Source organism: Streptomyces deserti (assembly GCF_054782695.1).
The window spans coordinates 1-18,600 of record NZ_BAAGRZ010000003.1 but is presented as its reverse complement, the minus strand read 5'-3'; the positions used below and the strand labels follow the sequence as shown (position 1 = coordinate 18,600).

Below are 18,600 nucleotides of genomic sequence, written 5' to 3'. Positions count from 1 at the left end.
GACATCACTCCCCACCCCGACTCGGCCGCCCCGCAACGCTTTCCGGTCGTCGTCGTGGGCGCCGGCCCCGCCGGGCTCACCGTCGGCAACACCCTGCGGGCCGCCGGCGTCGACTGCCTGGTCCTGGAGACCGAGACCCGGGAGTTCATCGAACAGCGGCCCCGCGCCGGGGTGATCGAGGAGTGGGCCGTGCGCGGCCTAGAAAAGCGCGGCCTCGCGCGGAACCTGCTGGACCGGGCGCAGCTGCACAGCGCGTGCGAGTTCCGCTTCGGCGGGGAGACGTACCGGTTCCCCTACGGGGAGCTGACGGGATGCCATCACTTCGTCTATCCGCAGCAGTTCCTGGTGACGGACCTGGTACGCGAGTACGCGGACGTACGGGGCGGGGAGATACGGTTCGGCATACGGGACGTGCGGGTCCACGACCTGGACACCGACCGTCCGTCGGTGTCGTACACCTGCCCCGAGACGGGGCTGCGGCAGGTCGTCACCTGTGACTTCGTCGCGGGCTGCGACGGGGCGCGCGGCGTGACGCGGGCCTCGCTGCCGCCGGGGCGGGCGCGCATCGCGCGGCACGACTACGGCATCGGCTGGCTGGCGCTGCTCGCTCAGGCGCCGCAGTCCTCCGACTCCGTGCTGTTCGGCTGCCACCCCAGCGGATTCGCCGGGCACATGCCCCGCAGCGCCGAGGTGACCCGCTACTACCTCCAGTGCCCACCGGGCGACGACCCGGAGAACTGGCCGCACGAGCGCGTCTGGGCGGAGCTCCAGCAGCGGCTCGGGGCGGCCGGTGTCCCGCCCCTGACGGAGGGGCCGCTGATCGAGAAGCGCGTGCTGGACATGCACGACTACGTGGTCGAACCGATGGCGTTCGGGCGGCTCTTCCTGGCCGGTGACGCGGCCCACCTCGTCGCGCCCATCGGCGCCAAGGGCATGAATCTCGCCCTGCACGACGCGTTCCTGCTCGGCGACGCGCTCGTCGCGCACCTCCACGGCGGCGACGCGAGCGGGCTGGACGGCTATTCGGAGGCGTGTCTGCGGCGGGTGTGGGACTACCAGGAGTTCTCGCACTGGCTGTCCGAGCTGTACCACGGGACCGCGTCGGGCGATCCGTTCCGCGCGGGCACCACGCTGGCCCGGCTGCGCCGCCTGTTCGCCTCGCCCGCAGCCGCTGCCGCCTTCGCCGAGCAGTACCTGGGCACCGCGGCGCACTACTGACTCAGTCGTGCGGGGGCCGGTCGGTGAGCCGGTGGTCCGCCACGTTCAGCGCCTCGTCCACCAACCGGCGCAGATGGCCGTCGCGCAGTGAGTAGATCACCCGGCGGCCCTCCTTGCGGGTGTCCACCAGCCCCGCCAGCCGCAGCCGCGCCAGGTGCTGGCTGACGGCGGGCCGCGCCGCCCCGCACACCTCCGTGAGCGTCGTGACGTCGGCCTCGCCCCCGGTCAGGGCATGCAGCAGGGCCAGCCGGGTGCGGTCGCCGAGCAGGGCGAGGAGTTCGGCGGCGAGCGCGAACTGCTCCTCGCCCGGGGTGCGCGGGTGCGCATCGTGCGCAGGTGACAGGTGCATGCGTGCGCTCATACGCACATAATGGCGTCGTGGGCATCGCACGTCCACCTCCGCACACCGGAAGGGGAGTCACGTGAGCGACCGGCACCAGCACGAGCACCCGGACGGGCACCGGCACGAGCACCCGGACGGGCACCGGGAAAGGCGCCGGGACGGGCACCATCACCACCACTCCCCCACCGGCTTCCGCCACCGCCTGACCCACCTGTTCACGCCCCACTCCCACGAGACCGCCGACAAGCTCGACTCCGCGCTGGAGTCCTCGGCCCGCGGGATGCGGGCGCTGTGGGTCTCCCTGGCGGTCCTCGGCGTGACGGCCCTGGCGCAGGCGGTCGTGGTGGCCGTCTCCGGCTCGGTGGCGCTGCTCGGCGACACGGTGCACAACACCGCGGACGCGCTGACCGCCGTACCGCTCGGGATCGCCTTCGTGCTGGGCCGCCGCGCGGCCACGCGCCGCTTCACCTACGGCTACGGGCGCGCCGAGGACCTGGCGGGCATCGTGATCGTGCTGACGATCGCCGCGTCCGCGGTCTTCGCGGGCTGGACGGCGATCGACCGGCTCCTCGATCCGCGCCCCGTCGAGCACGTCCCGGCGGTCGCCGTCGCCGCGCTCGTCGGGTTCGCGGGCAACGAGTGGGTGGCCCGCTACCGGATCCGCGTGGGCCGCGCGATCGGCTCGGCCGCGCTGGTCGCCGACGGACTCCACGCCCGTACGGACGGTTTCACGTCACTGGCCGTGCTGCTGAGCGCGGGCGGCGCCGCGCTGGGCTGGCAGCTGGCCGACCCGATCGTGGGGCTGGCGATCACGGCCGCGATCGTGCTGGTGCTGCGGGACGCGGCGCGCGAGGTGTTCCGGCGGGTGCTGGACGCCGTCGACCCGGCGCTGGTGGACCGGGCCGAGCGGGCGCTGGCCGACGTCGCGGGGGTGCGCGGAGTGGGCGAGCTGCGGCTGCGCTGGATCGGTCACCGGCTGCGCGCGGAGGTCGCGGTCGTCGTGGACGGCGACGCGACGGTACGCCAGGCCCACCGCATCGCCGTCGACGCCGAACACGCCCTGCTGCACGCGGTACCGCGCCTGACCGCGGCCCTGGTCCACGCCGACCCGGAACCGGTCCCGGGCGAGGCGGACCCGCACCTGGCCCTCGCCCACCACGCGGCGGCGTAGGTCAGGCGATCCCCAGTCCCTCGAGGACCACCGCGCCGGGCAGTTCCGCGAACGCCTTGCCCGGCACCAGCAGCTTGCCGCGCCGCCGGCCGCTGCCGACGAGCACGTACGGCAGGTCGACGACGGCCGCGTCCACCAGCACCGGCCAGCCCTCGGGCAGCCCGATCGGCGTGATGCCGCCGTACTCCATGCCGGTCTCCCCCGTCGCTGTGTCCATCGGGGCGAACGAGGCCTTGCGGGCGCCGAGTTGGCGGCGTACGACACCGTTGACGTCGACCCGGGTGGTGGACAGCACGACACACGCGGCCAGCGTGGCCTCACCACCGCGCTTGCCCGCCACCACCACGCAGTTCGCGGACTTCTCCAGCAGGTCCCGGCCGTAGTGCTGCACGAAGACGGCGGTGTCCGCCCACTGCGGGTCGGTCTCGACGTAGAGGATCTGGTTGGCGGGCACGCTCCCCCGCCAGTGGCGTACGGCGTCGGCGACCGGGCGCGTGAGCTCGTCGAGGCAGTCCGGGGCGGGGGTGGCGTGGTGGAAGTCTCCGATCGGTGCGCGCATGCCCGCACGCTAACACCGGCGCCACGGCCGCCGGGGCCGGTGTCAGCGCACCGGGGGCACCGAGACGGCCATGACCATCTCCATCGGTTCGTCACCGTCGTTGCCGTAGGTGTGCGGGGCGTTGGCCTCGAAGGAGGCGCTGGCCCCGGCCGGGACTCGGTACTCGACGCCGTCGACGGTGAGCGTCAGTACGCCCGCGGTGACGTGGAGCAGCTCCACCGTGCCGGTGGGGTGCGGGTCGGAGGAGCTGTTCTCGCCCGGCATCAGCCGCCACTGCCACATCTCCAGCGGGCCGGGCGCCTCGGTGCCGGCGAGGAGGAGGTTGTAGCTGCCGGCGTCGGTGCGCCACAGCCGTACGGCCTGCTCGGCGGGGACGATGCGGACCTTCGGGCCCTGCTCGTAGTCGAGGAGGGAGGTGATGCTGACACCGAGCGCGTCACCGATCTTGACGACGGTGCCGAGGCTGGGGTTGGTGCGGGCCTGCTCGATCTGGATGAGCATGCCGCGGCTGACGCCGGACCGGGCGGCGAGCACGTCCAGGGTGAAGCCGCGCACCGCGCGCCAGTGCTTGACGTTGCGCGCCAGGGACTGGGTCAGCAGGTCGAGGTCCGACACATTCCGTCCAATATTATGAATGACACAGTTCAATGAAATGAACTATGGTGAGGTGCACCTGATCGTTCACTGAACTGTACTGCGAGGCGACGACTCCATGACAGCACTCTTCGCCCTGGCCACCAGCCTGCTGTGGGGTCTGGCCGACTTCGGCGGAGGGCTGCTGACGCGGCGCACGCCCGCGCTCACCGTGGTCGTGGTCTCGCAGTCGATCGCCGTCGTGGTGCTCGGCGCGATCGTGGCCGGGACCGGCGGCTGGAGCGAGGCGGGCCCGCAGCTGTGGTTCGCGGTGGCCGCCGGTCTCGTCGGCCCGGTGGCGATGCTCGCCTTCTACAAGGCGCTCGCGCTCGGTCCGATGGGCGTCGTCTCGCCGCTCGGCTCGCTCGGCGTGGCCGTCCCGGTCGGGGTGGGCCTGGTGCTGGGCGAGCGGCCGGGGGTGCTGCAGTTCGTCGGCATCCTGGTCGCCGTCGTCGGCGTCCTCCTCGCGGGCGGCCCGCAGTTCCGGGGCGCCCCCGTGCAGCGGCAGGCCCTCGTCCTCACGCTGCTCGCGGCGTTCGGCTTCGGCGCGGTGATGGCCCTGATCTCCGCGGCGTCGACCACGCTCACCGGCCTGTTCCTCGCCCTGTTCGTGCAGCGGGTCACCAACGTCGCCGCGGGCGGCCTGGCGCTGTACGTCTCCGTGCGGCGCGGCTGTGCCGCCCTGCCCGCGGAGGGCTTCCCGTGGCGCGCGCTGCCGACGCTGGCCTTCGTCGGCCTGGCGGACGTCGCGGCCAACGGCACGTACGTGGTCGCCGCGCAGCACGGCCCGGTCACCGTGGCCGCCGTGCTCGCCTCGCTCTACCCGGTGGTGACGGCGCTGGCCGCGCGGGGCTTCCTCAGCGAACGGCTGCGGGCGGTGCAGGCCGCGGGCGCGGGCCTCGCGCTCGTCGGGACGGTCCTGCTGGCGACCGGCTAGGGTCTGCCGGGAAAGTGCTGGTCACAGCCACTCGTCGAGGACTGCGACCGGCACGGTCGCCTCGCGGCGGACGGCGAGCTTGTCGTACCTCGCGGCCACGGCCCGGTGGCGCTTGAGCCGTCCGTAGCGTTCCGGCACATCTCGCCAGGGAGCACCGGTCCGGGTCCGCCACCGTATGCCGTCGATCAGTTGCCGCCGCGTCCACACCGGCGGACGGCCCGGCCTGATGCCCTGCGTTCTCCGAGAGGCCGACGGCGGTCCCCCATGTGGCGGGGATCACGTTGGGGGGAAAACCTGCGGCCCGGCTCGGGCGTCTAGCGGGTGTGAGATCAGTCAGGGCAGCGCTGCACGAGTTGGACGAGGAGCGTCTCGTCCGGCTTGTGGCAAAAGGCGACCGTGCCGCGTTCGAGGAGCTGTACCGGCGTACGTCGCCGTGGCTGGCGGTGCGGCTGCGCCGCCGGTGTGTGGACGAGCAGGTCGTCGCCGAGGTCATGCAGGAGACCTACTTGGCGGTGTGGCGCGCGGCGGGTGCGTTCGCCGGGGCCGCGGTCGGAGGGACGGCCACTGGTTGGCTGTGGACGATTGCGGCGCGCCGCCTGGTCGACGCGTTCCGGCGCAGGGCTCACCACGCGGAGCCGCCGCCGGCCGCCGCTGTGCCCGACGCGGCGCCCGCCGCCGAGGAGGAGGCGCTCGCGGCGACCGTCGGCGGTGATGTCGGGGACGCGCTGCGGTGCCTCGCGCCGGAGCTGAGACAGGTACTGCAGGCCATGGTGCTCGACGGGCTGTCCGTCCGGGAGACCGCGGTCCTGCTCGGGCTGCCCGAAGGCACGGTCAAGACCCGTGCCCGCCGGGCCCGGATCGCGATGCGGAGGGCGCTGGCATGAGTGTGGAACATGTGTCGATGCGGATCATCGACGGTTACGCGCGCGGCGGCACGGACCTCGCCGCCGACGAGGTGTGGGCCGTGGAGGCCCACCTGGAGGCGTGCCGGGTGTGCCGTGACCGCCTGTCTGCCGCTGTCGGTGCCGAGGTGCCCGCCGTGGCGTCGCTGGTCGACACCGTGTGGTCCGGCCTCGAACCCCACGTGGCGGTCACCGCCACGATGCCGCGCGGACGGCGCTGGTCGGCGCGGCTGTCGAGATGGATGACGCCCACGATGGTGCCGTGGCTGGCCATGGTCGTGGGCGTGACGCTGCTGGCCCTGCTGCTCGACCTGGTCGACACCGGCTCCGGCGAGGTGTCACTGGTGCTGCTGCTCGCGCCGGTCCTGCCCGTGCTCGGCGTCGCGGCGTCCTGGTCGCGCGGTCTGGACCCGGCATACGAGCTGACGGCCTCGGTGCCCAGGGCCGGGCTCTATCTGGTGCTGCGGCGCACCGCGTCCGTGCTCGGCGTGGTCATCCCCGCGCTGCTGCTGGGCGGATGGGTAACGGGGGTGATGGTGGCTCAGTGGCTGCTGCCCTGTCTGGCCTTCACCTCGACGACCCTGGCGCTCGGCGGTGTCGTCGGTGTGACCCGCGCCGCCGTCGCGCTGGCCGCCGTGTGGGCTGCCGTGGTCGTGGCGCCGACCCTGGCCACCAGCCGTACGACCTTCGCCCTGCAGGCGGGCGCTCTGCCCGTGTGGGGGCTGATCCTCGCGCTCGGCATCGGTGTCGTGAGCGCCCGCAGGGGCGCGTACTCCGTGCTGGGAGCCCATCGATGACCATCGGAAAGGAACACCACATGACGTCCGCGGTGAGCGCGGCCGACATCGCACCGACGGCCTACGCCTGGGAGATCCAGGCCACCGGGCTGAAGGTCAGGGTCGGCAGGAAACGGATGGCCGTCGACGGCCTTGACCTGTCGCTGGGCACCGGCGTACACGGCCTCCTCGGCCCCAACGGGGCGGGCAAGACCACCCTCATCCGGACGCTGGCCACCGTACTGCGCCCCACCGAGGGCACCCTGGAACTGCTCGGGGAGTCCGTGGGCGGCATGGGCGAGCACCGTGCGCTGCGCCGCCGGATCGGCTACCTGCCGCAGGAGTTCGGCTACTACAAGCGCTTCACGGTGCGCGAGTTCGTCGAGTACATGGCGTGGCTGAAGGAGGTGCCCAAGGCGGACATCCCCGCGGCGGTGCAGCGCGCCGTCGAGCGGGTGGGTCTGGCGGACCGCGCCGACGAGAAGATGAAGACCCTGTCGGGCGGCATGGTGCGCAGGGTCGGCATCGCCCAGGCCATCGTCAACGACCCGGCGATCCTGCTGCTTGACGAGCCGACGGTCGGCCTGGACCCGGCGCAGCGGCTGCGCTTCCGCGAGCTGCTGCAGGAGTTGGGTACGGACACCTGCGTGCTCGTCTCGACCCATCTGGTGGAGGACGTCGCCGCCGCCTGCACCGACGTGGTGCTCTTCGCCGAGGGACGACTGGTCTTCCAGGGCCCTCCGGACGAGCTGGCCTCGGTGGGCGGCCCGGAGCACGTGGGGGACAGCCCGCTGGAGCGCGGCTACTCGGCGCTGCTGCTCAACCCCGAGCGGGGAAGGGGCACTTGGTGAACATCCGTGTCCTGCGCATCGAGCTGAGGCGCTCCGTCGCCCCGTGGGCCGGCGCCGTGGTGCTGGCGCCGGCGCTGACGTTCCTGTGCCTGCTCTCCGGAGAGTGGCGGACGAGCACCACGGCGTGGACGGCCCAGTGGACGTCCATGGCCCTGTGGACCCGCACCCTGCTGTTCTACCTGTGGCCGCTCGCCGTGGGGCTCGGGGCGCTGCAGGGCCTGCGCGACCACCGCTCGAAGATGTCCGAACTGCTGACGAGCACACCGAGGCCCGCCCGGCACCGCGCCGCCATGCTGGCGGGCACGACGGCGATCACGCTGGCCTCGGCCTTTGCGCTCCTCGTCCTCGTGGGCGGGGTCCAGGTGCTCGCCAACACCGAGTACACGCACCTCGGGTGGCTGCCGATCTCGCTGGTGGGGGCACTCTCTCTCGTCGCGGGGGCCGTACTGGGAATGGGGGCCGGGCGGGCCCTGCCGTCCGTGCTCACCCCGCCCGCGCTGGCCATGGGCGCCTTCGTGTTCACGGCCCTCATGCACATGTCGTTGGGCCGGACGGAGACGGCCACGGCGCAGGGGCTCCCGGTCACGGAGCCGAACCGGATCTCGCTGCTGTCACCGGCGGTGCAGGAGGTGCGCGACGTGCTCGTCACGCTCTCCGCCTCCGTGCACGTAGGGCAGACGATCTGGCTGCTCGGCATGGCCGCGACCGGCTTCGCGCTGCTGGTCGCCGCGACCCCGCGCGCCCGGCTGATCGCCCTGACGCCCGTCCTGGCGGGCGCGGTGATCGCCCTGCTCGTCCTCCCCTCCGACCCGCGCCGGATGTATGTCGTCGACGAGGCGGCCGCGGAGTTGGTGTGCGACGGCCCGGTGTGCGTGACGAGGACGCAGCAGGCGCGACTCGCCGACCTCGCGGGTCCCGGTAAGGAGGCGCTGCGCCTGCTGCACGATGCCCTGGGCGGTCAGGCGCCGGTCTCGGTCCGGGAGAACACCGCCGTGCTGCCGGAGGGCGCCACGCCGCAGTGGGCCCGCGAGACCGTGCTCTTCGACTTCGACGACGACATCATCTCCGCCGCGAAGGGCGAGGAGCTGACCTCGGCCCTGATCGCCAAAGGCATGGTGCCAGGGTGCTCCCCCGTCGGCTGGAGCGGCTTTGGGGGAGATGATTACGCGCGGACCGTCGCGGTGGGCTGGGTCCTCGGGGACCTCAGGCCGCTTCCCGGCACCTTGTCAGCAGGTTGGCGCCGCGAGGTCGACGCCGAGACCCGCCCGGTGTGGAAGGAACTCAAGGCACTCCCGCGGGCCGAGCAGCTCTCGCGGATCAACGCGATGCGCGCCGCCGCGCTCTCCTGCGAGGGGGACGCGTTCGACGTGCTGTCCGGCGGTGCGTCCCGGTGAGATGGCTGACGCTGTACGCGCGCTCGCGTCAGGTACCCGCGTCGCTCGCCGCGGTGGTGATCAGCGCGGTGGCGGGGTGGGCACTCGCCCGGGGTGTGGGCGAGGGGGCCGGTGATCCGCGGCTGCCCGTGCTCGTCCTCGCTACGGGGGCGATGGCAGCCTCGATCGGGCTCAGCGGGCAGGACCTCGCGCTGGACCGGACGGCCGCGATCCGCTGGGTGCCCCGCAGAGCGGCGCACGTGCTGCTCGCCGGCGCGGTCGTCGGCATGGTGCTGCTGACCGTGCAGGCGATGGGCGAGGACATGGCCACCACCGCGTTCGTCGTCCGGGACAGCGCGGGTCTGATGGGACTGGCCGCCCTGGGCGCAGCGCTCTCGGGCGGCCAGTACGCATGGACGCTGCCGTTCGCCTGGCTCTCGTTCTCGTTCTTCGCCCCGCCCCCGACGAGTGCGCCGACACAGGTGGCGACCTGGATGCTGCTGCCGCCCGGCACGGCGGCGGGCACCTGGACGGCCCTGGTCCTCGCGGTCACCGGCACCGCTGCCTACGCCGTCGCGGGACCGAGACGGTAACCGGACCGGGCCACCGCCACTGGCCGCTAAGCGTTGGACGGGCCCGACCACTGGGACGGCGGCGGCGCTGCCCACGGCCGTAGCCACGCATACCGCTGACGGATGTGAGGCCGCTCCGCTTGGACGCTGAAAGTCACTCAGCGGTGGTGAGCGAACGAAGGTCAGCGTCCAGCATGCGGATCAACTCACCAACCCGTCCGCCGCCACTCGGCGCCGCCGGGAAGCGTTTGAGCACGTCAATGACGACTGGTGTGGCACGATGCACCGTCTGCTCGATGCTTTCGGCACCAACGCTCCGATCGTCGCCGGCGACGAGTTCGGCCGCTCTGGCCGCGTAAGCGCCGGCTCCGAGGATGTGCTTGACCTGGGTGGCCTTGGCCAACGGATGCAGGTAGGCGGCGCCTGCCGCAGACATCGCAGCCCACGCTGCCTCTCGGGCAGCCGCAGTGTCCGCGTCCTTGGCCGCTTTGAGGGCCGCTGCTGCTGTGTCGCGCAGAGACTTCCCGCGTTCGCCGCCCCGAGCGAACTCCCACGCGGCATTGACAGCGTCTCGAGGCCGCGAGTCGTCCGGCTGATCGGCCTCGAATACCTCAAGCGCCGCCTCAGCACAGGCCGCGGCGAACGCGGCGATCTCACGAAGGTCCTGCCTGCTCAGAACGATCTCGCTCGCGTCCCCTGTCATGGGTTCCATCTTCCACGATTGCGCTGGACCGCTGGGGTCAGTTGCGAAAGTGCCGCTCACAGCCATTCGTTGAGGACTGCGACCAGCACGGTCGCGGGTACGGCTGAAGTGCACTGTTGCACCGGGCCCGTTCGCAACCCCCTCCCGCGGCCGCGACACCCTGCGGGATGGGACTTACGAGGCCAACTGCTCCTCTGCGTGGTGACCAGGGTCGGTCGCTCTCATGCCACGTTCGGGCTGGCTGATCTCGGCCCACACCGCGTCGAGGGAGAGGCCGAGGACGTCAGCGATCGCCGCGATGGTCGGGAAGGCGGGGGTGGCCACGCGGCCTGTCTCGATCTTCCGGAGGGTTTCCGGTGAGACACGTGCGGCAAGCGCGGTATCGAGCATCGAGCGCTCCCCCCTGGCCCGTCGCAGGAGGGCACCGAGGCGCTGTCCGCGTTCGACTTCTGCGGGAGTGAGCGGCAATCTGACCATGACCCCGATTCTAATACCGGTACAGTATGGCCGGTATAATTATTGGTTGCGCGGGAAGGGCGCTGCATGATCGAGATCCTGAACCCCACCTTGCTGGCCCGAGCAAGAGACACAGGCGCCCTGGTCGCTGACATCCTGCAGACGCTGAAGAGCCGCAGCACGGTCGGCACGAACCTTCTGGACATCGACCGGTGGGCCAAGGCCATGATCGTCGGCGCCGGAGCTACGTCCTGTTACGTCGACTACGAGCCATCCTTCGGACGCGGCCCGTTCGGCCACTACATCTGCACGGCCGTCAACGACGCCGTGCTCCACGGGCGGCCATACGACTACATGCTCGCTGACGGCGATCTGCTGACCCTCGACCTCGCCGTCTCCAGAGGCGGAGTCGCTGCAGACGCCGCCATCAGCTTCATCGTGGGTGACGCAAGGCCCCCGGAAAGCGTCGCGATGATCAATGCGACCGAACGCGCGCTAGCCGCAGGGATCGCCGCTGCCGGGCCCGGGGCTCGCATCGGCGACATCTCCCATGCCATCGGCACAGTCCTCAGCGAGGCGGGGTACCCGATCAACACCGAGTTCGGAGGTCACGGCATCGGATCGACGATGCACCAGGACCCGCACGTTTCGAACACCGGACGGCCGGGCCGTGGGTACAAACTGCGCCCCGGGCTGCTGCTGGCACTGGAGCCGTGGGTCATGGCGGACACCGCTCAACTCGTCACTGATGCCGACGGGTGGACGCTCCGAAGTGCGACAGGCTGCCGGACAGCACACAGTGAGCACACGATCGCCATCACTCACGACGGAGCCGAAATTCTCACCTTGCCGAAGCAGGCGCAGCCGTGAGGTGGGACCCTCGTGTTCCTCTTCTCCAAGCACCCCGCGGGCATGTGAATGGTCCAGGTCCAGGGCCTGTCGTGGCAGTGGATCTCGATCGTGGATGATCAGGCACTGTGGGGCGTGGTGATCTGACGAATGGCCAGTGGGCCTGGCTCGAGCCGTTGTGCCGCAGGGCATCAAGCCGGGCCGTCCGCCGGTGTGGACGCGGCGGCAACTGATAGTAGGCATACGGTAGCGGACCCGGACCGGTGCGCTGTCGAGCAGGGGCAGGAACCACTGTCCCGAGGCGGACGGCGGCCGACGTTCGACAAGACCGCCCTAGGCCAGGATCTCAGGACTCGCGCTCCAACTCGGCGAGGGTGCCGGGCCGTCCGGCCGTGGCACTGCCATCCAGTTCGGCGAGCCTGGCCGCCGTCTCCTCGTCCAGCTCCGACAGCGCACGCAGCTGCTCGGGGGTGACGCCCTCGGGTATCGGCACGGGCGCCGGGGTGCGCAGCGGCGGCTGCCAGCCGTCGGCGGGTGTCCAGCGCCGTACGACCCGCGCGGGCGCGCCCGCCACCACGGCGCGGTCGGGCACCGTGCCCCGGACCACCGCACCGGCGGCCACCACCACGTTCCGCCCGATGCGCGCGCCCGGCAGGATCACCGCCCCGGTGCCGATCCAGCAGCCGGGGCCGATCTCCACCGGCTCCATGCGCGGCCACTGCTTGCCGATCGGCTCGTGCGGGTCGTCGTAGGAGTGGTTCGTCGACGTCACATAGACGTACGGCCCGAAGTAGCAGTCACTGCCGATGGTGACCGTCGTGTCGGCGATGACATGGCTGCCGCGGCCCAGGACCACCCCGTCGCCGATGCGCAGGATCGGCTCCGGGCCGAGGTCGAGGCCGGGCATCAGCCCGGCGGTGAGCGTGACCTGTTCGCCGATGATGCAGTGGGCGCCCAGATGGATCCACGGTTCACCGAAGACCGTGCCGAGCGGGAAGGCGAGCCGGGTGGCTTCGCCGATCGAGCCGAAGCGGAGGCGGCCGGGGTTCTCCGCCGTCACCGAACCCGTGCGCTGCACCCAGGCCCAGCCCGCGTGGACCGCGCGCTGCGCCACTCGGCGTCGCCAGGATGAGAACGTGTTCTTGCGCTTGGGCACCCGCTCACCGTACTCAGCCCGGGCCGCGGGCATGAGGCGGGAGGTCTGTGATCTTCGCCCCACCGGGTGGCGTACGGTGCGGTTGTCCACGACGTCGGGAGGCGGACAGACATGGCACAGCGGGCGTTGATCACGGGTATCGGCGGCAGGGAACCGAAGGTGGACGACGGGGCGTTCGTGGCCCCCACGGCCTCGGTGATCGGGGATGTGACGGTCGGCGCGGGGGCGAGTGTCTGGTACGGGGCGGTGCTGCGCGGGGATGTCGAGCGGATTTCCGTGGGCGCCGGCAGCAATGTGCAGGACAACTGCACGCTCCATGCCGACCCGGGGTTTCCCGTGACGGTCGGGGAGCGCGTCAGCATCGGGCACAACGCGGTGGTGCACGGAGCGACCGTCGAGGACGACTGCCTGATCGGTATGGGGGCGACGGTGCTGAACGGCGCCGTGATCGGCGCGGGTTCGCTGGTGGCCGCTCAGGCGTTGGTGCCGCAGGGGATGCGGGTTCCTCCGGGGGTCTTGGTGGCGGGGGTTCCTGCCAAGGTCAAGCGGGAGCTGACGGAGGAGGAGCGGGAGGGCATCACTGTGAACGGCACCATGTACGCCGAGCTGGCGAAGGCTCACCGGGAAGCGCATGGGGTGCGGGGGCAGTAGGCGGTCTGCGCGTGGTGTGTGGCTGCTCGCGCGGTTCCCCGCGCCCCTTGCAGGGCGTTCTACTCCCCGGCGGGAACAGCTTCTGCCTGCCGGGGTGCCGTCTGCGCCTTCTTTGCCTTGCGCTTGAGGATCAGCATCGAGGTGAGGCCGACGAGCACCGCCGCCACCAGCCCCAGCCACGAGAACCGCTTCAGCCAGGACTCGGCGACGATGCCGACGTAGTAGATGACCGCCGTCGTGCCGCCCGCCCACAGGATGCCGCCGAGGACGTTGGCGATGGCGAACTTCCAGTACGGCATCCGCAGCACGCCCGCGAGCGGGCCCGCGAAGATGCGCAGCAGGGCGACGAAACGACCGAAGAAGACCGCCCACATGCCCCACTTCTCGAAGGACCGCTCGGCGGTGGCGATGTGCCCTTCGCTGAAGTGCCTGGGGAACTTCCCGCCGAGCCAGGCGAGCAGCGGGCGTCCGCCCCTGCGGCCGATGGCGTAGCCGATGGAGTCGCCGATGATCGCGCCGGCGGTGGCACAGGCGCCGAGGACGACGGGGTCGATGTCGCCGTGCTGGGAGGCGAGCAGCGCGGAGGAGACCAGGATGATCTCGCCCGGCAGCGGGATTCCCAGGCTCTCCAGGCCGATGACCACTCCCACCAGCGCGTAGACGGCGACCGCCGGTACGGTCTCGAGCCACTCCTGGACGTGCAACGCCGGTTCCTCCGATTCGCGCCCCTGCATTCCCGTTCACGCGCCGTGCTCCGGCGCACGGACGGGAGCCTACCGGGTCACAAGACGGTTCCCGCGCCTCAGGCGTTCCAGCTCCACTCCGCCACCTCGGGCAGGTCGGTGCCGTGCTCACGGATCCAGGCGTGGTGGCGGGTGCGCGCGTCGGCCATCCGCTGCCGTACGGCCGCGGCGCGCACCGCGAGGCCGGGCACACGGTCGATGACGTCCATGACGAGCCGGTAGCGGTCGAGGTCGTTGCGGACGACCATGTCGAAGGGCGTGGTCGTGGTGCCGGACTCCTTGTAGCCGCGCACATGCAGGTTCTGGTGGCCGGTGCGGCGGTAGGCGAGGCGGTGGATCAGCCACGGGTAGCCGTGGTAGGCGAAGATCACCGGCTTGTCGGCGGTGAACAGGCCGTCATACGCGAAGTCGTTCATCCCGTGCGGGTGCTCCTCGCGGGGCAGCAGCCGGGCGAGGTCGACGACGTTCACGACGCGCACGGCGAGGTCCGGCAGGTGGCGGCGCAGCAGCTGGGCGGTGGCCAGCACCTCCTGGGTGGGCACGTCCCCGGCGCAGGCCAGCACCACGTCCGGCTCACCGCCGTTCTCGGTGCCCGCCCACTCCCAGATGCCGGCGCCGCGGGCGCAGTGGACGCGGGCCTCGTCCATCGACAGCCAGTCGAAGCAGGGCTGCTTGCCGGCCACGACGACGTTGACGTGGTCGCGGCTGCGCAGGACGTGGTCCGCCACGGACAGCAGGGTGTTGGCGTCCGGCGGGAGGTAGACCCGGACGACCTCGGGGCTCTTGTTGAGGACGTGGTCGACGAAGCCGGGGTCCTGGTGGGAGAAGCCGTTGTGGTCCTGCCGCCACACGTGTGAGGTGAGCAGGTAGTTGAGGGAGGCGATGGGGGCGCGCCAGGGCAGTTGCCGGGAGGTCCGCAGCCATTTGATGTGCTGGTTGACCATCGAGTCGACGATGTGCACGAACGCCTCGTAGCAGGAGAACAGCCCGTGCCGGCCGGTGAGCAGGTAGCCCTCCAGCCAGCCCTGGCACAGGTGCTCCGACAGGATCTCCATGACCCGGCCGTGCGGGTCGAGGTGCTCGTCGACGTCGAGGGTCCCGGCGTGCCAGGCCTTGCCGCTGGCGTCGAAGACGGCCTGCAGCCGGTTCGAGGCGGTCTCGTCCGGGCCGACCAAGCGGAAGTCCCGCCGGCCGGCGGTGTCCTTCATGACCTGGGCGAGCAGGTCGCCGAGGACCCGGGTGGGCTCGTGCACGGTCCTGCCCGGCTTGTCGACGGGTACGGCGAAGTCGTCGAGGGGCGGGATCGGCAGGTCACGGACGAGCAGCCCGCCGTTGGCGTACGGGGTGGAGCCCAGCCGCCTGCTGCCCTCGGGAACGCAGGCGAGGACGTCGGCGACCGGCCGGCCCTCGGCGTCGAACAGCTCCTCCGGCCGGTACGACCTCAGCCAGTCCTCCAGCTGCCGCAGGTGCTCCGGGTTGTCGCGCACGCCGGCCAGCGGCACCTGGTGGGAGCGCCAGGTGTTCTCGACGGGCTCGCCGTCCACCTGGTCCGGGCCCGTCCAGCCCTTGGGCGTACGCAACACGATCACCGGCCAGTGCACGCGCTCGGTCACACCGTCCTCGCGGGCCGCGCGCTGCACGAAGGCGATGCGGTCCAGCGCCCGGTCGAAGGCCTCGGCCAGCGCCCGGTGCACCTGGGCCGGGTCGTCGCCGCTCACGTGGATCGGCTCGTGGCCGTAGCCGCGCAGCAGCGCGTCGAGCTCGGCCTCCGGGAGGCGGGACAGCACGGCCGGGTTGGCGATCTTGTAGCCGTTGAGGTGGAGGATCGGCAGGACGGCGCCGTCGTGCACCGGGTCGAGGAACTTGGTGGAGTGCCAGGAGGCGGCCAGCGGGCCGGTCTCCGCCTCGCCGTCACCGATCACGCAGGCGACCAGCAGATCGGGGTTGTCGAAGGCGGCTCCGTAGGCGTGGGCGAGCGAGTAGCCGAGCTCTCCGCCCTCGTGGATCGAGCCGGGCACCTCCGGCGCGACGTGGCTGGGCACGCCGCCGGGGAACGAGAACTGCTTGAACAGCCGCGCCATACCCGCCGCGTCCCGTGTCACGTCCGGATACGTCTCGCTGTAGCTGCCCTCCAGCCAGGAGTTGGCCAGTACGGACGGACCGCCGTGGCCCGGCCCCCAGACGCACAGCGCGTCCAGTCCCCGTGCCCCGATCACGCGGTTGAGGTGGGTGTGGACGAGGTTCAGCCCGGGCGAGGTCCCCCAGTGGCCCAGCAGCCGCGGCTTGATGTGCTCGGGCCGCAGGGGCTCGGTCAGCAGCGGGTTCGCCAGCAGGTAGATCTGGCCGGCCGACAGGTAGTTGGCGGCCCGCCAGTGCGCGTCCAGGGTGCGCAGCTCCTCGTCGGTCAGTGCCGTCCGGCTGTCCTGGTGCTGTGCCTCGGGCATGGGTGACTCCGTGGGTCGTCGTGGTCGTCGACGAGGAGTAACCAGTTTCTTCCCGGCCGATGCCCGTATGCGGCCCGACAGCGGCATGTGGCGCAATCCGGGCACCAGCCCGGCGGGCCCACCACCGGGTGACCGCGTACCGAAACCGCCCGCCCGCCGACCGGCGACGGCGGGCGGTCCGGGACGGCCCGGACTACGGGCGCAGGACGGCGCCGACCGTCGTCACGGCGGTGTTCGCAGCGGAGGCCGCGGCCTGCAGCACGTCGCTCGCGGGCACGTCGCCACCGGGCGCGTCACGACCGGCCGTGTCGCCGTCCCCGTCGGCCGCCCCGGGCCCGGCGTCGCCGCAGCAGCCGACCGGCGCGAACCGCTTCTCGAACCGCTGCGGCCGCTCAGCGGGTTCCGTCGGCGCCGCGGGCTCCTCGGGCGCGGGCACGTGCGGGGCTCCGTCGTACGGCTGAGCCTGCTCGGGGCCGCCGCTCCCCCGTGGTCCGCCCTGCCCCCGGCTCTCGTGTTTCTCCCCCGCGTCGCCGCCGGGCGAGAGTCCCGCTTCCAGCGCCCAGCGCTGCGCCGCGGATCCGTCCCGTCCGGCGACGACCGCCATGCGCCCCTCCCCGGGGGCGACGACCCGTCCCTTGCCGTCGCGGAGCAGGAGTTCCCCGCGCACGGTCAGGTCGTAGCGCACCACCCCGGCGTGCACCAGGCAGCCGGTCAGGAGGACGGCCCTCGCGTCGGTGTCGGAGGCCAGGCACAGGGTCGGGTCGGCGGCGCTGCGCACCAGGCCGTCGTCCTGGTACGACCACTGCTGGGACCCGGCGGACGAGCACGCCGCCAGCACGATCCGGGCACCGGCCTCGGCCCGGCCACCACGGGCGTCGAGGCACCGGCCGGCGTCGAGGCTGCGCAGGCGCCCGCGCGCGATCTCGGCGCGGTCGGCCGCGGAGGCGGCCGACGGGGATCCGGCGACGGGCGGGTGCGCTGCGGCGGGACCGGGACGGACGGAGTGGCCGCTCGGCGCTCCCCAGGTGGCGGGGGGAGCCGCCTTTCCGCCGCGCCACCACGGCCCGGCCGTGAGTCGAGATAGCGGCGGACGCCCCAGCCGAGCACCGTCTCGGCGAGCAGGACGTCCAGATCGCCCTCGAAATGGCCGAGTTGCTCGGCGGCCTGACGGCAGTACCGGCAGGCCATGAGATGCCGTTGGACATCCGGCAGCAGCGCTCCGCCGCGGCGCATCGGAACATCGAGGAGACGGTTGTAGAAGCGGCATTCCTTCGTCGGCGCGAGTTCCCGGTGGGCGCGTACACAGCCCGCCCGGAATTGTTCGCGGGCCTGCTCCAGCGCGGTCGACGCGGTACGGGAGTCCACTCCCAGCAGAGCAGCCGGTACCGATATCGGTTCGGCCTCCACCTCCGTGTGCCACAACAGGCATTGTGAGGCGCCCGGAAGAGCCAGGAACGCGCGCTCGGCGAGGAGTCGCCTTTCGGGTGTTCCGGGCCGTGCGGCCCGCAGTCCGCGCGCTCCGACGGGTTTACGGAGTTCCGGCAGTACGGCACAGACGCGGTCGTCGGCGGCCCACTCCCGGACCGTGTCCCGCACGGCCGCGAGCAGCTGCGGGCGCAGGGCGCCGCCGGCCGGCCGGGCCAGTACGCGGTGGAAGGCGGCGGTGGCCGCCATCCCCGCCGACCACCCGGCGGAGGCCAGGCAGATCACGGCGTACTCGTAGGCGGCCCGCCAGTGCCGCCCCAGCAGCAGCGCCAGGGCGCGGGGGCCTTCACCGGGTGCACCGGCCCGGGCGAGGAGATCGGGGTCGGATTCCTCCCGGACCACTCCGGGGCGGGGCGGGTACGGCGGGCGTGGGGGGTGAGGGGATTGCACTGAACCATTTCCTTCCAGCCGCAGGACGGCATGCGAAATGCGCGTCCGTCGGAAAGCAGGTGCCTGATTGGTGCATACCTATGCCGCGTCAGATGGGGGGGGACCCGGCTGCAGGGGCCGCTCACTTTCGCACAAGCGACTCACGGAAAACAAGGAGTTCGAATGACCCAAGTTCAAAACGCCGAAATTTCAGAAAAGTTACCGGCGGTACCCGTACCCATTTTCGAAAGACCGGAGGCGACAGATGCCAACTTGTGTGCACACGAAGGTGGTTGGTCCACGAAATCCCCCCCCCGTTATGTTCTTCGCGGTTCCGCAAGGGGACCGCTGGCCTCCGGGCCCGGCATGACTGTTGCCCCCTGTCGAAGGGATGACCTGGGGGGTGGTG

Annotated in this window: 19 protein-coding genes and 1 pseudogene; 10 read left to right on the top strand and 10 right to left on the bottom strand. The window is 71.9% G+C overall.

Features of this window, described 5'->3' with window-relative positions:
- The first annotated feature begins 3 nt into the window (after positions 1-3).
- Complete coding sequence (locus ACYVMZ_RS08320) at positions 4-1,218, top strand: 4-hydroxybenzoate 3-monooxygenase (protein WP_461077832.1); 1,215 nt, start codon at positions 4-6, stop codon at positions 1,216-1,218.
- Position 1,219: 1 nt separating this feature from the next.
- On the opposite strand, the gene ACYVMZ_RS08315 is transcribed toward ACYVMZ_RS08320, so the two are convergent.
- A complete protein-coding gene (locus ACYVMZ_RS08315; protein WP_461077169.1) occupies positions 1,220-1,579 on the bottom strand; it encodes an ArsR/SmtB family transcription factor in 360 nt (119 codons plus the stop codon).
- Between the two features lie 61 nt (positions 1,580-1,640).
- Between ACYVMZ_RS08315 and ACYVMZ_RS08310 the strand changes: the two genes are divergently transcribed.
- Positions 1,641-2,732: a cation diffusion facilitator family transporter gene (locus ACYVMZ_RS08310; protein ID WP_461077167.1), complete on the top strand. Its 1,092-nt coding sequence runs from the start codon at positions 1,641-1,643 to the stop codon at positions 2,730-2,732.
- Between the two features lies 1 nt (position 2,733).
- Here ACYVMZ_RS08310 and ACYVMZ_RS08305 read toward each other — a convergent pair whose 3' ends face one another.
- Complete coding sequence (locus ACYVMZ_RS08305) at positions 2,734-3,291, bottom strand: YbaK/EbsC family protein (RefSeq protein ID WP_461077165.1); 558 nt, start codon at positions 3,289-3,291, stop codon at positions 2,734-2,736.
- Between the two features lie 42 nt (positions 3,292-3,333).
- The gene (locus ACYVMZ_RS08300; protein WP_461077163.1) at positions 3,334-3,906 is read right to left on the bottom strand and encodes a helix-turn-helix domain-containing protein; all 573 of its coding nucleotides are present in this window, start codon (positions 3,904-3,906) and stop codon (positions 3,334-3,336) included.
- A gap of 97 nt (positions 3,907-4,003) precedes the next feature.
- On the opposite strand from ACYVMZ_RS08300, the gene ACYVMZ_RS08295 reads away from it, so the two are divergent.
- Positions 4,004-4,861 (top strand): EamA family transporter, encoded by an 858-nt coding sequence (locus ACYVMZ_RS08295; RefSeq protein WP_461077160.1) that lies wholly within the window; start codon positions 4,004-4,006, stop codon positions 4,859-4,861.
- Positions 4,862-4,882: 21 nt separating this feature from the next.
- On the opposite strand, the gene ACYVMZ_RS08290 is transcribed toward ACYVMZ_RS08295, so the two are convergent.
- Complete coding sequence (locus ACYVMZ_RS08290) at positions 4,883-5,089, bottom strand: transposase (RefSeq protein WP_461077830.1); 207 nt, start codon at positions 5,087-5,089, stop codon at positions 4,883-4,885.
- 152 nt (positions 5,090-5,241) lie between these two features.
- Between ACYVMZ_RS08290 and ACYVMZ_RS08285 the strand changes: the two genes are divergently transcribed.
- Genes ACYVMZ_RS08285 through ACYVMZ_RS08265 form a run of 5 tightly spaced genes read left to right on the top strand, consistent with a single transcriptional unit; the run spans position 5,242 to position 9,356 of the window.
- Positions 5,242-5,745 (top strand): RNA polymerase sigma factor, encoded by a 504-nt coding sequence (locus ACYVMZ_RS08285; protein ID WP_461077158.1) that lies wholly within the window; start codon positions 5,242-5,244, stop codon positions 5,743-5,745.
- Positions 5,742-6,560 (top strand): zf-HC2 domain-containing protein, encoded by an 819-nt coding sequence (locus tag ACYVMZ_RS08280; protein ID WP_461077156.1) that lies wholly within the window; start codon positions 5,742-5,744, stop codon positions 6,558-6,560. The genes ACYVMZ_RS08285 and ACYVMZ_RS08280 overlap by 4 nt, the downstream gene beginning before the upstream one ends.
- Positions 6,557-7,390, top strand: a complete 834-nt coding sequence (locus tag ACYVMZ_RS08275) for an ABC transporter ATP-binding protein (protein WP_461077154.1) — start codon at positions 6,557-6,559, stop codon at positions 7,388-7,390. Before ACYVMZ_RS08280 ends, ACYVMZ_RS08275 begins: the two co-directional genes overlap by 4 nt.
- On the top strand, positions 7,387-8,784 hold the full coding sequence (locus tag ACYVMZ_RS08270) for a hypothetical protein (protein ID WP_461077152.1): 1,398 nt from the start codon (positions 7,387-7,389) through the stop codon (positions 8,782-8,784). The genes ACYVMZ_RS08275 and ACYVMZ_RS08270 overlap by 4 nt, the downstream gene beginning before the upstream one ends.
- The gene (locus ACYVMZ_RS08265) at positions 8,781-9,356 is read left to right on the top strand and encodes a hypothetical protein (protein ID WP_461077150.1); all 576 of its coding nucleotides are present in this window, start codon (positions 8,781-8,783) and stop codon (positions 9,354-9,356) included. The genes ACYVMZ_RS08270 and ACYVMZ_RS08265 overlap by 4 nt, the downstream gene beginning before the upstream one ends.
- A 133-nt stretch (positions 9,357-9,489) precedes the next feature.
- On the opposite strand, the gene ACYVMZ_RS08260 is transcribed toward ACYVMZ_RS08265, so the two are convergent.
- On the bottom strand, positions 9,490-10,038 hold the full coding sequence (locus ACYVMZ_RS08260) for a putative immunity protein (protein WP_461077148.1): 549 nt from the start codon (positions 10,036-10,038) through the stop codon (positions 9,490-9,492).
- Positions 10,039-10,212: 174 nt separating this feature from the next.
- Positions 10,213-10,515, bottom strand: a complete 303-nt coding sequence (locus ACYVMZ_RS08255) for a helix-turn-helix domain-containing protein (RefSeq protein ID WP_461077146.1) — start codon at positions 10,513-10,515, stop codon at positions 10,213-10,215.
- A 66-nt stretch (positions 10,516-10,581) separates the two neighbouring features.
- Here ACYVMZ_RS08255 and map point away from each other — a divergent pair, with 66 nt between their 5' ends.
- A complete protein-coding gene (gene map, locus ACYVMZ_RS08250) occupies positions 10,582-11,364 on the top strand; it encodes a type I methionyl aminopeptidase (protein WP_461077144.1) in 783 nt (260 codons plus the stop codon).
- Positions 11,365-11,689: 325 nt separating this feature from the next.
- Here the strand turns inward: map and ACYVMZ_RS08245 are convergent, their stop codons facing one another.
- Positions 11,690-12,499: an acyltransferase gene (locus ACYVMZ_RS08245; RefSeq protein ID WP_461077142.1), complete on the bottom strand. Its 810-nt coding sequence runs from the start codon at positions 12,497-12,499 to the stop codon at positions 11,690-11,692.
- Positions 12,500-12,610: 111 nt separating this feature from the next.
- On the opposite strand from ACYVMZ_RS08245, the gene ACYVMZ_RS08240 reads away from it, so the two are divergent.
- A complete protein-coding gene (locus ACYVMZ_RS08240) occupies positions 12,611-13,150 on the top strand; it encodes a gamma carbonic anhydrase family protein (RefSeq protein ID WP_461077140.1) in 540 nt (179 codons plus the stop codon).
- A gap of 59 nt (positions 13,151-13,209) precedes the next feature.
- On the opposite strand, the gene ACYVMZ_RS08235 is transcribed toward ACYVMZ_RS08240, so the two are convergent.
- The 3 genes and pseudogenes from ACYVMZ_RS08235 to ACYVMZ_RS08225 form a co-directional block, all read right to left on the bottom strand.
- Complete coding sequence (locus tag ACYVMZ_RS08235; RefSeq protein WP_461077138.1) at positions 13,210-13,854, bottom strand: DedA family protein; 645 nt, start codon at positions 13,852-13,854, stop codon at positions 13,210-13,212.
- A 98-nt stretch (positions 13,855-13,952) separates the two neighbouring features.
- Complete coding sequence (locus tag ACYVMZ_RS08230; RefSeq protein WP_461077136.1) at positions 13,953-16,337, bottom strand: phosphoketolase family protein; 2,385 nt, start codon at positions 16,335-16,337, stop codon at positions 13,953-13,955.
- 193 nt (positions 16,338-16,530) lie between these two features.
- Positions 16,531-18,212 (bottom strand): annotated as a pseudogene (locus ACYVMZ_RS08225) (RICIN domain-containing protein).
- Positions 18,213-18,600 lie beyond the last annotated feature (388 nt).

What these genes read in the sequence shown, in the direction of transcription:
- ACYVMZ_RS08280 (WP_461077156.1), top strand. Translation starts at nt 5,742, where the DNA reads ATGAGTGTGGAACATGTGTCGATGCGGATCATCGACGGTTACGCGCGC.
- ACYVMZ_RS08315 (WP_461077169.1), bottom strand. Translation starts at nt 1,579, where the DNA reads ATGAGCGCACGCATGCACCTGTCACCTGCGCACGATGCGCACCCGCGC.
- ACYVMZ_RS08240 (WP_461077140.1), top strand. Translation starts at nt 12,611, where the DNA reads ATGGCACAGCGGGCGTTGATCACGGGTATCGGCGGCAGGGAACCGAAG.
- ACYVMZ_RS08305 (WP_461077165.1), bottom strand. Translation starts at nt 3,291, where the DNA reads ATGCGCGCACCGATCGGAGACTTCCACCACGCCACCCCCGCCCCGGAC.
- ACYVMZ_RS08230 (WP_461077136.1), bottom strand. Translation starts at nt 16,337, where the DNA reads ATGCCCGAGGCACAGCACCAGGACAGCCGGACGGCACTGACCGACGAG.
- ACYVMZ_RS08275 (WP_461077154.1), top strand. Translation starts at nt 6,557, where the DNA reads ATGACCATCGGAAAGGAACACCACATGACGTCCGCGGTGAGCGCGGCC.
- ACYVMZ_RS08255 (WP_461077146.1), bottom strand. Translation starts at nt 10,515, where the DNA reads ATGGTCAGATTGCCGCTCACTCCCGCAGAAGTCGAACGCGGACAGCGC.
- ACYVMZ_RS08295 (WP_461077160.1), top strand. Translation starts at nt 4,004, where the DNA reads ATGACAGCACTCTTCGCCCTGGCCACCAGCCTGCTGTGGGGTCTGGCC.
- ACYVMZ_RS08260 (WP_461077148.1), bottom strand. Translation starts at nt 10,038, where the DNA reads ATGACAGGGGACGCGAGCGAGATCGTTCTGAGCAGGCAGGACCTTCGT.
- map (WP_461077144.1), top strand. Translation starts at nt 10,582, where the DNA reads ATGATCGAGATCCTGAACCCCACCTTGCTGGCCCGAGCAAGAGACACA.